The organism is Daejeonella sp. (genome assembly GCF_037719425.1).
Lineage (GTDB): Bacteria > Bacteroidota > Bacteroidia > Sphingobacteriales > Sphingobacteriaceae > Daejeonella.
The window spans coordinates 1-13,857 of sequence record NZ_JBBJNI010000111.1 but is presented as its reverse complement, the minus strand read 5'-3'; the positions used below and the strand labels follow the sequence as shown (position 1 = coordinate 13,857).

General features: G+C 42.2%; 13 protein-coding genes. 7 read left to right on the top strand and 6 right to left on the bottom strand.

Translation table 11 applies throughout. From position 1 onward, the window contains the following. From WKF69_RS14000 to WKF69_RS13985, 4 genes are all read left to right on the top strand, one after another. Nucleotides 1–1,458 (top strand): gliding motility-associated C-terminal domain-containing protein (locus WKF69_RS14000; protein WP_340382697.1); only part of this gene is annotated, 1,458 nt, incomplete at its 5' end. 121 nt (nt 1,459–1,579) lie between these two features. After that, nucleotides 1,580–2,146 (top strand): hypothetical protein, encoded by a 567-nt coding sequence (locus WKF69_RS13995; protein ID WP_340382696.1) that lies wholly within the window; start codon nt 1,580–1,582, stop codon nt 2,144–2,146. 90 nt (nt 2,147–2,236) lie between these two features. After that, the gene (locus WKF69_RS13990; protein ID WP_340382695.1) at nt 2,237–2,776 is read left to right on the top strand and encodes a DUF3347 domain-containing protein; all 540 of its coding nucleotides are present in this window, start codon (nt 2,237–2,239) and stop codon (nt 2,774–2,776) included. Between the two features lie 183 nt (nt 2,777–2,959). Next, on the top strand, nt 2,960–4,249 hold the full coding sequence (locus WKF69_RS13985; protein WP_340382694.1) for a citrate synthase: 1,290 nt from the start codon (nt 2,960–2,962) through the stop codon (nt 4,247–4,249). 416 nt (nt 4,250–4,665) lie between these two features. Here WKF69_RS13985 and WKF69_RS13980 read toward each other — a convergent pair whose 3' ends face one another. The 4 genes from WKF69_RS13980 to WKF69_RS13965 form a co-directional block, all read right to left on the bottom strand. After that, complete coding sequence (locus tag WKF69_RS13980) at nt 4,666–5,907, bottom strand: nucleoside permease (protein WP_340382693.1); 1,242 nt, start codon at nt 5,905–5,907, stop codon at nt 4,666–4,668. A gap of 86 nt (nt 5,908–5,993) precedes the next feature. Beyond that, a complete protein-coding gene (locus WKF69_RS13975; RefSeq protein WP_340382692.1) occupies nt 5,994–6,590 on the bottom strand; it encodes a bifunctional nuclease family protein in 597 nt (198 codons plus the stop codon). 34 nt (nt 6,591–6,624) lie between these two features. Further along, entirely contained in the window at nt 6,625–7,602 is a 978-nt protein-coding gene (locus WKF69_RS13970; RefSeq protein WP_340382691.1) for an electron transfer flavoprotein subunit alpha/FixB family protein, read from the bottom strand. Nucleotides 7,603–7,642: 40 nt separating this feature from the next. Then, complete coding sequence (locus WKF69_RS13965) at nt 7,643–8,380, bottom strand: electron transfer flavoprotein subunit beta/FixA family protein (RefSeq protein ID WP_340382690.1); 738 nt, start codon at nt 8,378–8,380, stop codon at nt 7,643–7,645. A gap of 44 nt (nt 8,381–8,424) precedes the next feature. Here WKF69_RS13965 and WKF69_RS13960 point away from each other — a divergent pair, with 44 nt between their 5' ends. Further along, complete coding sequence (locus tag WKF69_RS13960; protein ID WP_340382689.1) at nt 8,425–8,760, top strand: tetratricopeptide repeat protein; 336 nt, start codon at nt 8,425–8,427, stop codon at nt 8,758–8,760. Then, complete coding sequence (chrA, locus tag WKF69_RS13955) at nt 8,761–9,963, top strand: chromate efflux transporter (RefSeq protein WP_340382688.1); 1,203 nt, start codon at nt 8,761–8,763, stop codon at nt 9,961–9,963. Between the two features lie 45 nt (nt 9,964–10,008). Here chrA and dnaB read toward each other — a convergent pair whose 3' ends face one another. Beyond that, nucleotides 10,009–11,568: a replicative DNA helicase gene (gene dnaB / locus WKF69_RS13950; protein ID WP_340382687.1), complete on the bottom strand. Its 1,560-nt coding sequence runs from the start codon at nt 11,566–11,568 to the stop codon at nt 10,009–10,011. Between the two features lie 288 nt (nt 11,569–11,856). On the opposite strand from dnaB, the gene rlmB reads away from it, so the two are divergent. Continuing rightward, a complete protein-coding gene (gene rlmB, locus WKF69_RS13945; protein ID WP_340382686.1) occupies nt 11,857–12,642 on the top strand; it encodes a 23S rRNA (guanosine(2251)-2'-O)-methyltransferase RlmB in 786 nt (261 codons plus the stop codon). On the opposite strand, the gene WKF69_RS13940 is transcribed toward rlmB, so the two are convergent. Next, nucleotides 12,635–13,717, bottom strand: a complete 1,083-nt coding sequence (locus WKF69_RS13940; RefSeq protein ID WP_340382685.1) for a mannose-1-phosphate guanylyltransferase — start codon at nt 13,715–13,717, stop codon at nt 12,635–12,637. The two genes, rlmB and WKF69_RS13940, sit on opposite strands and share 8 nt — an antisense overlap. Between the last annotated feature and the right edge of the window lie 140 nt (nt 13,718–13,857).

Here is a 13,857-nt window from a genome sequence, read left to right as displayed (position 1 = left end):
ACGAAATCAACAATAACAATATCACAACCACAGGTACTTGAAGTCATCGTTGCAAAGTCAAATATTTCATGCTACGGATCCGGTACAGGGTCTATTTCGCTGGACGTAAAAGGAGGAACTGCTCCTTACACGTATAAGTGGGATAAGGGTCAGGCCACGCAAAATCTGACAGGCTTGCTGCCAGGAACATACAAAGTGATTGTGACTGATGCGGTTAAGTGTACAACAACTGCCGATGTAGTGATTTCACAACCAGCACCACTTAATGCGGTTTTGACCTTAAAAAATGCCAGCTGCCTTAATAATGATGGTGCAATTTCAAGCAACATTACAGGCGGGACAAAACCCTATAAAATATCGTGGACAGGTTCTGTCTTATCGGACGCAGATGTTAATAATCTCAAGTCTGGCAGCTACGAAATGATCGTCAGGGATGCGGCGGGATGTACCTTTATCGTGAAGGGAGAGATTGCGCTGGAGAAATGTTTACCTGTAGCGAGAAACGATAATTTCAGTGTAGAACAAGGTAGTGTATTGCTAGGCGACGTAGCTCCGAATGACACGAGTCCGCAGGCTGCGAAGACGACTTTCATTAAATTAACGGATCCGAAAAACGGAAAAATAACATTTGAACCCGACGGTAAATTTACCTTTATTCCCGACAATGGTTTCGCGGGCTCTGCTGAGTTCTCATACCAGATATGTACCGCCGTGGGAGATTGCCATTCGGCTAAGGTGGCTATAAACGTGCGCCCTGTTTCAACCGTCTATTTAACTCCGGAACTCTCATCTGTTTGGGAAGGCAAAAAGGTGTCAGTAACAGCAAGGTTGGAACGAGTATTTAATGAAAATGTGACTATAACCGTTGCTTACAGCGGGAAAGCAGAAAAGGAAAGAGATTACCTGGTGCTCGACCAGTTTATGAGCTTGACTATTCCAAGGGGATCTCTTTCAACTACCCAAAAGATGACTATCGCAGCGCTCAACGACGGGTTTCAGGAAGGTGATGAAGATGTTATATTGAAAATAAAGACTGTTTCAAACGCTGATGTGCGGATAGGAAATGGAGCTGTAGTTATAATAAATGACGTTTATCCTCCTCCGCCAACAACTGATATACCGAAGGATGAACCTATAAATGCTGAGATTATGCCGGATCCCCTTATGTCGCCAAATGGTGACGGAAGCGGCAACGAGTTTTTCACCATCCAAAATATTGAGATGTTTCCTGACAACGAAGTTTTAATATTCAATCGTTGGGGAAATGAATTATTCTCTATAAAAAATTATAACAACAGTGACAGGAATTTTAAGGGCTTTGCGAATAAGGGCCTACTTGTCAATTCGGATCTGCCTTTGAGTGACGGGGTATATTTCTATTTAGTCACTACTTATCGCACAATAGGGCCTGACCGGACAAAACAAGTGAATAAGGGATATCTTATTTTAAAAAGATAAACATCCCTGGTTCGGAATCCAAGGTCCATATCAGTTTAAACATTCATTTTCTTTAATCTAACATTATTGGCACAGACCTTGTTTAACAGGGCGTGAGTTTAATATATGCTCTATTGAATTTATGAAAAGAACAAAATCATTAATTGCTTCTGCAGCAGTTGCAGCAGTTATTCTTATTGGATCAGCCAATGCTAACGCCCAAACCACTTCGGTAAATGATGGAGATTCAAAAGCTACACGACTTGGTCTAGGCTTAAGTGCCGGAATCCCGACTACACAGGGTTATAAATTCGGCTTTGGCGGGGACGTGAGATTACAGCAGGATTTTACGAGTAATATTTCAGGTATTCTTTCTGTAGGATATAATACTTTTTCAGTTAAGCCAAATCCAGCTTTAACTTTACCTGCTCGAACTGACGTAAACAATTTGGACTTCATTCCTGTCAAAGCCGGCATTAAAGTATTCCCGGTTGCACGTTTTTACTTCTCAGGAGAAGTTGGAGTAGGTTTCGGAACCCGTGACGGATCGAATATGACATTTATATATGCACCCGGAATAGGAGTAGGTACGAACGCAGGTATTGATATAGGCTTACGTTATGAAGGGATGACGGGTAATTCGCTTATAGTCTTGAAGAATCCCGGACAGGTAGCGCTTCGTTTGGCTTACGGATTTAACCTGAACTAATTTTGTAAAGTCCCGCACATTGCGGGACTTTCTAGTTTTTAAGCTACATATTCAGCATTATTACCGATATTTAAAAAAAAACAGAACACTATGAATTTACGACTAGTTATTTCAGGCTTGGTTATCGCGGGTATGTTTACTGCTTGCAACCAAACGGGCGAAACCAAAGACGCCAAGGCAGTTGATTCGACAGCTGTAGGATCAGCGCCAGCAGCAGATCTTAAAGATGACAAAACCCAGGAGGTTTATAATGACTATTTAAAGTTAAAAGATGTTCTGGTGTCCTCGGACGCTGCAGGAGCACAGGCGGCTGGGAAGGAATTAGCGACATCGCTGGCGAATGTTCAGGGATGTGAGAACACGGCATCATTGGCGAATAAAATTGCTGCGGCAGGGGACCTAAAAACCCAGCGCGTTCATTTCACAGCATTGAGTTCAGATATCGTCGCTCTGCTGAAGCACACCGATGTTAATTCCGGAGCAATGTACGTTATGCATTGTCCTATGATTAATGAAGGCAAGGGCGGTTATTGGCTTGCTGCAGAAAAAGAAGTTAGAAATCCTTATTACGGCGATGAAATGCTTAATTGCGGATCAGTTAAAGAAACCATAGGTGCCGGCAAGAATTAATTCGGCAGCTACAAGCGTACCTGCCCTATACTTTCTGATTAAATACCAATAATTCAGTATTAATTGTGTGATAGCCAATGTTAATTGATTTTCATTAACAAAAATATTGCAAAACCTTTTGTCAAAGTTGCCACATAAGCGAGCATAATTATTAGTTTTGTCTAATAACTATTATAAACCAACATGTCTGAATCAGCATCCTTAAAAATAGGGGACAAAACGTACGATTTACCAATAATTGAAGGTACTGAGGGTGAAAAGGCAATAGATATTTCAAAGCTTCGTGATCAAAGCGGATTTGTCACGCTGGATTCTGGTTACAAAAATACTGGTGCTACCAAAAGTGCTATAACGTTTCTTGACGGAGAGGAAGGTATTTTAAAATACAGAGGTTACGCCATAGAAGAGCTGGCGAAAAAATCATCCTTTCTTGAAGTTGCTTACCTTCTGATTTACGGAGAATTGCCTTCGCAGGCTAAGCTTGATGCTTTCCAGGCTGACATTTCAAAGCATACTCTGGTTCACGAGGACATGAAGAAATTCTTTGATGGATTTCCTTCTAAATCTCACCCAATGGGCCAGCTTTCTTCTTTGATCTGCTCATTATCAGCTTTTTATCCTGAGTCGTTAAAATCAAGGCCGACTGCCGAGGAACAAAATCAAACAATCATTAAGCTTCTTGCTAAAATGACAACAGTGGTTTCATGGATCTATAAAAAATCTTTGGGGCACCCTGTGATATATCCATTAAACAAGCTGGGATATGTAGACAATTTTCTGAATATGACTTTTGGTCAGCGTACTGAGGATGTTGAAATAGATCCGGTGTTTGTATCTGCAATGAACGTATTGTTTATTCTGCATGCAGATCACGAGCAAAACTGTTCGACATCAACTGTTAGAATGGTAGGTTCGTCAGAGTGTAATCTGTACGCATCAATATCCGCAGGGATTTCTGCTTTATGGGGACCATTGCATGGCGGAGCGAATCAGGCGGTGATAGAAATGCTTGAGCAGATCAAAAACGATGGAGGTGATACCGACAAATGGATCAATAAAGCGAAAGACAAAAATGACCCTTTCCGTTTAATGGGATTTGGTCACCGTGTATATAAAAACTTTGATCCTCGTGCAAAGATCATTAAAAAGGCATGTGATGATGTATTAGATAAGTTAGGCATCGATGATCCGGTTTTGGATATCGCAAAGAAACTTGAAGCTGCTGCGTTAAGCGACCCCTATTTTGTTGAGCGTAAATTATATCCGAATGTTGACTTCTACTCAGGCATTATTTATCGTGCCCTTGGTTTCCCAACGGATATGTTCACCGTTTTATTTGCCTTAGGCCGTTTGCCGGGATGGATTGGACAATGGAAGGAGATGCGGGAAAATAAGGAGCCAATTGGTCGACCAAGGCAGATATATATTGGCGAGACCCTTCGCGAATATGTAGATATAAAGAATAGAAATTAAGTAAGAGCCGGTATCAAAACTACCGGTTTTTTTTATGTATTCTGTCAGCTAATTAAGACAACTAGGATCATCCCAACGGCATTAGTGATTATAACAGCCAAGTCGCCTTGAAAATTGGAGAACAAAGGAAATAAACAATCGTAATGAATAGATAAAGACTGATTGGTGGGATGTGGCTGGCACGACGCCCTTCCATATAATCTTTGGTGAGCTTTCCAGGCTTTGTAAGGAAGGGCCTTAAGGTCTGTTTGAACTTTGAATTATAATGAAAGTAATGTCCGATACCGTGGCTTACAAAAGCCCAGAATGGTTCTTTGATTTCGATATTTTCCTGGCCGCAGTTGCTGCAGAACTTACCTTCAACAACTTTTCCGCAGTTAAGACAATTATTTTCCTTACGGTAATGTTTTGACATCTTAATGCTCTACTGCTTTCAGCTGATCTGGTACGTGTTTGTACTTAAAGACAAATGGGAATATGATGGCAAGCAATAATGCGTATCCCGCGAATGTAAACCAAATGCTCTGCCAGTCGCGAACGCCACCACTGGTGAAAAAGTCAACAACCCATCCGCTCAGAATTCCTCCAAAAAATGCACCCAGGCCGTTTGTCATTAGCATGAACAATCCCTGAGCACTCGCCCGGATAGCCGGATCAGCTTCTCTTTCCACGAACAGAGAACCTGAGATATTGAAGAAGTCGAAAGCCATTCCGTAAATGATCATCGATAGTACGAGGAGCCATAAACCATCTCCCGGGTTACCTATCCCAAATAAAGCAAAACGTAATACCCAGGCAATTATACTGAATAACATCACCGTCCGGATGCCGAACTTATAGAGGAAGAATGGAATAGTAAGGATAAACAGGGTTTCAGAAATCTGTGAAATAGACAGTAGTAAGTTAGGATGCTGAACACCAAAAGAGTCAGGATATGTGCTTTTGAAGTCATCAAGAAAGGAGCCGCCAAACAGGTTAGTTATCTGTAAAGCAGCACCTAAGAACATAGAAAAGATGAAGAAAATAGCCAGCTTACGCGATTTGAAAAGAACCAGTGCGTCCAGCCCAAGACTTGAAGAAAAGCTGCGCGCATCTCCAGACTTCAGAGGCGGACGCGGTGGCATAGTGAATGAATAGAGTCCGAGCAAAAGAGACGCCGCGGCACTTACGTAAAGCTGCATAGGGCTTTTGGTGAGGTCCATCAGATCGACTACCCACATAGCAGCTATAAATCCGATCGTACCCCAAACCCGGATGGGAGGGAACGACTTCACAATATCCATGTTATTCTTCTCCAGAGCGTTATATGACACAGTATTGGCCAACGCTATTGTAGGCATATAAGCCATACAGTTAAACAACATGATAATATACAGGGAGGGGTAATCTTCAATTTGTGCTGCGAGAAAAAGCAGGAGGGCGCCGACGATATGACAGGCACCTAATACGCGCTCAGCGTTGAAAAAACGATCGGCAATTATACCCATAACAGCGGGCATAAATAAGGAGGCAATACCCATTGTGGCGAAAATGCTTCCTACTTCAACCCCCGTGAAATTGAGGGTAACTATCATATATCCGCCAAGGGATATTAACCATGAACCCCAGATAAAGAACTGAAGGAAGTTCATGACCATGAGCCGTGATTTTATATTCATGTTTTGCGCTATTTATTGCAAAAGATAGAATTAATTTAGAATATAAACCAATCGGATATTAAAACTTAGGGGCTAATCGCACTAAATCAGGAAGATCGTCTTTTGGAAAGCTCATCACGGATCTTTGCTGCCCTTTCATATGCTTCATCTGCAAGGGCTTCTTTAAGTTTGGCTTTAAGCTCATCTTCACTTAAAGAGCTATAGCTTAAAGCAGCGGGGGGAGTTTTTTCTTCTGGCTGAGATTCGATGTTTTCGAGAAATACAAATTCATTTCCTTCTATTACGATGCCTGCTGTTGCCAGGATAAATTCATAGGTATAGATCGGGCAATCAAATCTGACGGCAAGAGCAATGGCGTCAGAAGTACGTGCATCAATTTCAGAAACCTTCTTGCCATCACTGCACATCAGCTTTGCATAAAAGATACCGTCTACAAGATTGTAAATTATAACTTCCTGTATAGTAACACTGTATACCTCGGCAAGTGATTTAAAAAGATCGTGTGTAAGAGGACGGCTGGGAGTCATTTTCTCTATCTCAATGGCAATTGCCTGAGCTTCAAAACCGCCTATGATAATAGGTAAGCGCCTGCGGCCGTTTACTTCGCCAAGTACAAGAGCATAAGCTCCTGACTGTGTCTGACTATAAGATAACCCAACTATATCTAATTTTATCTTCTTCATTAAGAAAGCTTAACACGTAAGTAAATCACGCTAATTAAGAATGTGATTTATAAGCTTTTATAGCCTCTGTTAATTTAGGGACGACCTCGAATGCATCACCGACTATACCATAATCGGCAACCTTAAAGAATGGTGCTTCGGGGTCTTTATTAATCACTACTATCGTTTTGGAAGAGCTTACACCTGCTAAATGCTGAATAGCCCCTGATATTCCGACAGCAATGTAAAGATTAGGGCTTACAGCAATACCAGTCTGTCCAACGTGCTCCTCGTGAGGACGCCATCCGGCATCTGAAACTGGCTTCGAGCATGCGGTTGCTGCTCCAAGCGCGTCGGCAAGCTCTTCTATGATCGACCAGTTTTCGGAACCTTTTAATCCACGGCCGGCTGAGACAACAAGCTCAGCGTCTGGTAGGGCGATCTTATCAGTGGCCCTTACAACTTCAATTACGGTTATGCGCAAATCAGATTCCTTAATTTCAGGCTGGTAATCTTCAATTTTTACTTCGCCTGCAGATTCTGTTAACTGGTATGAATTAGGATTTAATGCGATCACTTTTTTTGCTGAGTTCAACTCAACAGATGCGAAGGCTTTTCCTGAGAAAGCTGTCTTTTTAATCATAAAACTGCCGTTTTCAATCTTCGGGACCTCAACTGCTGAGTCTGCCAAGCCAGCTTGTAATTTAACAGCAATACGTGGCGCCAGACCTTTTCCACTAAAAGAATTTGCCAAAACCAGGACATCAGAGCCTTCTTTGTTTGCCGCTTCAGCGATAACCGTAGCATAAGCCTGGATAACAAATGTTTTAAGTTTATCACTTTTTACATCGAGGACCTTCGAAGCACCGTATTTGCCTAAGGTACTTAGCTCATCCTGTTTAACATCTCCAATCGAGATTGCTATCAAATCGGTGTTTAATAGTCCAGCCACTGCTTTAGCATAAGAAACTACTTCGAAAGTAGATTTCTTAAACTTGCCTTCTGCATTCTCTACATATACTAAAACTGACATATTCGCTCGTTTCCCCTGCGGGAGATTTAATTAAGGTTCGTTAAATGACTTTTGCCTCTGTATGTAATAAGCTTACAAGCTTTTCTGTTTCATCTGGTGTTAACATCGTTACAGCTCCGCGTGGGGCAGGAGCAGTGTAAGATTTAAATGTGACCAGTTTCTCTATGTCTGACGCTTCGATTACCTGCAAAGGTTTTGTCCTTGCCGACATAATTCCACGCATATTGGGGATCTTTGGTTCGGCCACGCCTTCAGCACAACTTGCTACCAAAGGGAAATTAACCTTTAATATCTCTTTTCCACCTTCGATTTCACGTTCTATACTTGCACTGGTACCATCGGCATCAAGCTTTTTGATGATTGAGATTGAAGGGATGTCCAGAAATTCTCCGATCATAGCTCCAACCTGCGAACCATTATAGTCAATTGATTCACGGCCGGTAAGAATCAGATCAAATCCGTTGCTCTTTGCATACTCTGCTATCTGAAATGAAACGAAATATGCGTCGCGTGGTGCTGCATTAATACGAACTGCATCATCAGCCCCGATGGCCAAAGCTTTTCTTATTGTTGGTTCTGCGGATGCCTCTCCCACGTGTATAACAGTAACCGTACCTTTACCGCCTTCAGATAACTCGATCGCCCGTGCTAACGCAATCTCATCATACGGGTTCAATATAAATTGTACGCCAGCTGTATTGAATTGTGTATTATCACTGGTAAAAGTTATTTTTGTTGTGGTATCCGGGACATTACTGACACAAACTAATATCTTCATAAAGATTCTGTTTTTACAAATCTAGTCAAAAAAGCGAAATTAAAATGCATCATATAAGATTACAGAAGCTTCTCAATTTCCTGGAAAGTGAACCCAATGATCCCTTTTTAAAATATGCTTTAGCAACTGAATACCTGAATTCGAAAGAGCTGGATAAATCTCTCGAATACTATGAAGACCTTCTGAAAAACCATCCTGAATATGTTGGTACGTATTACCATGCCGGTAAATTATATGAACAACTCGACCGTAAGGCTGATGCCATAGCAACCTATCAAAAGGGAATGGAAGTATCGCGCAACGCAAAAGATATGCACGCTTTCTCCGAATTGCAAGGCGTTTATAACTCAGCAATGGGCCTGGATTATGAAGACGACTAAATGCTGACCAAACGCCACCTCATCTTTCTAAGCGATGTTGTTTGGTTTACCCTGACAGCATTTGGGGGTGCGCAGGCGCATGTGGGAATGATGCTCAAGCATTTCGTGCTTAAGCGAAAATATATTTCGGAACCCGAACTGCTTGAGTTAAATGCACTAACGCAGATCCTGCCGGGCCCTTCATCAACTCAAACACTAGTAGGAATAGCGTATAAGGTCGGGGGACTTTCAATTGCTATCTCGACATTTCTAATCTGGGTGATCCCGTCGGCAGCAATAATGTGTCTTGCGGTCGTTAGTTATACCACCCTTGGCCAGAAGGAAAAATTTGAACATGTTCTTAATTATATCCAACCTGTTGCTGTCGGTATCGTTGGTTATGCTGCCTACAAGTTCGGGAGAGCGATATTGAAAACAAATACAGCTTTTTGGCTCGCAGGTGCTTCTCTTGTAGCTACCCTCATACTTAGAAACGCTTATGCGTTTCCTATTATCATTTTAATTGGTGGAATCATCTCATCGGCAATTGATACGCCGCTGGAAGAAACGGAGATTAGAAGCAAGCTTTTCTCGAAGGTTAACCCAAGAAAAATAGCCTATTTTGTAGGTGTACTTCTGTTTTTTGCTGGTCTCGGCGCTATCGTAAATCGTACATCACCATTTAGTCTGCCGATCCGCCTCTTTGAAAATTTTTACCGTAACGGGATCATGATCTTCGGTGGTGGGCAGGTACTTGTTCCGTTCATGTATACAGAGTTTGTAGATATGAAGGAATATCTAACTTCAGATCAGTTTCTGTCGGGATATGCTCTCCAGCAAGCATTGCCGGGACCAACCTTCTCGTTTACGTCTTTTGTAGGGGCAATGACACTCAAAAATGCAGGTTATAGTGTTGTGGGCCAAATATTGGGCGGGCTTATCGCTGTTTTAGGGATTAATTTACCGGGACTTATATTGATTTTGTTCATCGTTCCCTTCTGGACTGATCTTAAAAAGATCACAAGGATCAAGAATTCCCTTTCGGGGATAAACGCCGTATCTGTAGGTTTCATGGGGGCCGCATTTATCCTATTAATGCAGCCTATAGGGATAAGCCTGATGTCAGTTGGTGTAGTAGCTATAACGTTTCTTCTCCTGGTGTTTACAAGGGTTAGAACACCGTTTTTAATATTAGCGGGTATCTTATTAGGCTTGTTTTCTTAGTTAAGCCTTTGCCTGTCTTTGATCTTTGTTCCTTGATCTTTGTTCTCAAAAAGGTGGTTCATCCTCCATATCATCCATCCTGGAAGGGCGAATGATAAAGTTACTAGGCTTTTCAAAATCCTGAGAAGGCGCTATTCCAGCAAAAGGATTTGCGTTAGCAGGCGCTGTGAAATCTTCTTCGAGATCGACAAACTTCACGAATTTGCCCACAAAACGTAGTGGCACGGAACCGGTTTCTCCATTCCTGTGTTTCGCGACGATAACCTCGCCTATACCTACAGTTGAACGGCCCTGTTCGTCTTCCGTTAGCCCGTAATATTCCGGACGATAAAGGAAAAGAACCATATCTGCATCCTGCTCAATAGATCCTGACTCCCTCAAATCCGAAAGCATTGGTTTCTTACTTCCACCGGGTCTGTTCTCAACAGCACGGCTTAGTTGCGATAGTGCCAGAACAGGAACATTCAGTTCCTTAGCAACTGATTTCAGTGCCCTGGAGATACTGCCAATTTCCTGCTCCCGGTTTCCTCCTTTGCCATCACTCTTGCCATGCATTAGCTGCAGGTAATCAATGATGATCATTTGTATATCGTATTGAGCCTTTAAACGGCGGCATTTTGCCCTGAATTCAAATATGTTCAGTGCGGGGGTATCATCGATAAATAATGGTGCTTCTGTCAGTTTGCCGATCTTCGAATGCAGCTGCTGCCATTCCCATTCAGCCAAATGACCTTTTCTGATTTTTTCCTGTTCTATCTCAGTTTCGCCTGAAATGAGACGATTCACCAATTGGACGGATGACATCTCAAGGGAGAAAAACACAACCGGCTTGCCAAACTGAACTGCGGCATTCCGGGCGCAGCTCAAAACGAAGGCTGTTTTACCCATTGCAGGCCGGGCTGCAATAATTACCAGATCCGAAGGTTGCCATCCGGAAGTAATCCTGTCCAGGGCTGTAAAGCCGGAAGGCACGCCCGTAAGACCGTCAACCTTGTCTTTTATTTTCTCCAGATTTTCTAATGATTCACGAATGATATCATCCATCTTCCTCGAATCCCTTCGGAGATTGTTTTGAGCGATGTCGAAAAGGTTTTTTTCCGCATGGTCAAGAAGATCGAAAATATCAGTCGTGTCTTCATAAGCATTGCTGATAATCTCGGTGGATATCCTGATCAGCTCGCGCTGGATAAATTTCTGTGAGATTATCCTTGCATGATATTCGATGTTTGCTGCTGAAGCAACCCGGTTTGTCAGCTCAGTAATATAATAGGCGCCGCCTATCATTTCCAGGTCACCCTGCTGGCGAAGCTGCGCAGTTACTGTAAGAATATCTATGGGTGAAGATTTTTGGAAAAGGAATTGGATAGCCTCAAAAATCTTTTGATGGCTGTCTTTATAAAAAACGTCGGGTTTTAAAATGTCGATTACAGCAGAAAGTGCATCCTTTTCGAGCATAAGTGCCCCAAGTACAGCCTCTTCTAAATCCAACGCCTGAGGAGGTAATTTCCCTAAGCCGCTAGCTATAGTACTAAGCCTGTTTCGACGATCCCCTGAGAAAGTATTTTTGTCCCCCCGGTTGAAGTCCTGGTCCTTATCTAAACTCATAATAACAAAAGTATATAAAAAAAAATCCGCAAATTTTTAAGTTTCTCACACCGTATATTTTTAGCAAAAGACACTATGAGCAATCAAAGCGCTCAATGACTTTCCTATCAACATCTGGTGTGGAAAAACTAGTGAAAAGAATAAGAAAATTGCGCTCAAAGATAGATCATCCCAGTGTTTATAACTTTTTGCGATGTTAACAACTCCGTGATTTTTGAGGATAAATGACCCGGCTTCCCCCTTCAAACAGAAATTATATCTAACTTCGCGGTTCTAAAATATATATCAATGAACACTAACTCTTTTAATAGAAGGCGAGATGCTTCTCCGCATGAGTCCAACCAGATGATCTTTGGTATCCGGGCAGTCATCGAAGCTATAAAAAGCGGAAAGGAAATTGAAAGCCTTTATATACAGCGGGGTTTAACGGGAGGAATCATCCTGGAGCTGCGCAGCCTGATAAAAGAGAATGAAATGGCTTTTCAACTGGTGCCGGTTGAGAAGTTAAACAGGTTAACTGCTAAAAATCATCAGGGAGCCGTTGCGTTCGTTTCCCCAATAACATATGAAAAGATAGAGAACGTTATTCCAGCCATTTACGAAAGGGGAGAAGTTCCATTAATACTGATGCTCGATGGTGTTACGGACGTTAGGAATTTCGGAGCTATTGCCCGTACTGCCGAATGTGCAGGGGTGCATGCCTTGATTGTTCCTGGTAAAGGCTCAGCACAGATCACACCTGATGCTATAAAAACTTCGGCTGGAGCGCTTTATAGAATTCCGGTTTGTCGACATGACAGCCTTTTTAAGACAGCAAAATTCCTTCAGGAGTCAGGTTTACAATTAGTTGCATGTACCGAGAAGACAAATGACTATTTATATCAACCGGATTACACTGTGCCTACAGCTGTTATCATGGGCTCGGAGGAGAGTGGTATCTCTAACGATCTGATACGAATTTCAGACCATCTTGCAAAGATCCCAATGTTCGGAGAGATTGAATCGTTGAATGTTTCTGTTTCTGCGGGGGTATTATTATATGAAGCGGTGCGTCAAAAAATGACTTCTAAATAAATTCTGTACCAAAACGCTGTTTCACATCCGCCACTACCTGTTTTATCTCCTGTTCACGGTCGCGCGGACAAATTAAGAGCGTGTTATTATCTTCTACAACGATAAAGTCGTGTAAGCCTTGAAGCACCACCACTTTGCCTTCCGGAACATTTACCATGCAGTTGGAGGAATCGTACATAATTACCTTTTCGGATGGAATAACTGCATTTCCAACATAATCTTTATCTGCCAGATCATATACGGATGCCCAGGTACCGAGATCCGACCAGCCAAATTCCGACGGCAGGACGTACACATTCTCTGCCTTTTCCATTACACCATAATCGATTGAAATATTAGTGCATTGAGTAAAGGCTGTCTGAATGAAGTCTTTCTCTTTATCCGTATTGTAAACAGTAGCTCCTTCGTTAAATATATCGTTTATTTCAGGCAGGTGCTTCTGGAATGACTGAAGAATGTTTTTTACAGACCACACGAAAATACCTGCGTTCCATAAGAAATCACCGCTTTGGACGAATGTTCGGGCTAACTCCAGATTTGGCTTTTCTGTAAAGGTCTTGACCTTATAGAAATCATCGTCGATCTTTTTTGTATTGTATTGTATGTAGCCATACCCCGTGTCAGGTCGCGACGGCTTGATACCAAGGGTTATCAGGCAATCATTTTGAGTAGCCGTTTCGAGCGATTTGTTGATACTTCTTATAAACTCTTCGTTGTTAAGTATCAAATGATCTGAAGGAGCAACAACTATAGCAGCATCCGGATTCAATTTCTGAATTTTATGGCATCCATAAGCGATACATGGAGCGGTATTACGCATTACCGGTTCACATAATATTCTGCTTCTATCCATTCCCGGAATTTGTTCCAGAACAAGGTCTGCATAAATCTCATTAGTTAGAATGAAGATATTTTCCTGGGGAACGATCTTCAGGAATCGATCAAAGGTTTGCTGGATCAAGGTTTTCCCTGTGCCAAGTATATCAATGAATTGTTTAGGGTGAGCGGTACGGCTTATAGGCCAAAACCTGCTGCCAATTCCCCCTGCCATAATTAAGGCGTAGTTGTTTTTCATGGATTATAATTGTTTTTATCGGCTATGAACCTGCCTGCCGGCAGGCAGGGCTTGCACGACCTTATATTCAAGTTTTGGGAAGGGTAAGCTCGTGCAGGTTTCATGGAGTCGTTAAATGATACCTTCTTTTAACAGATCGT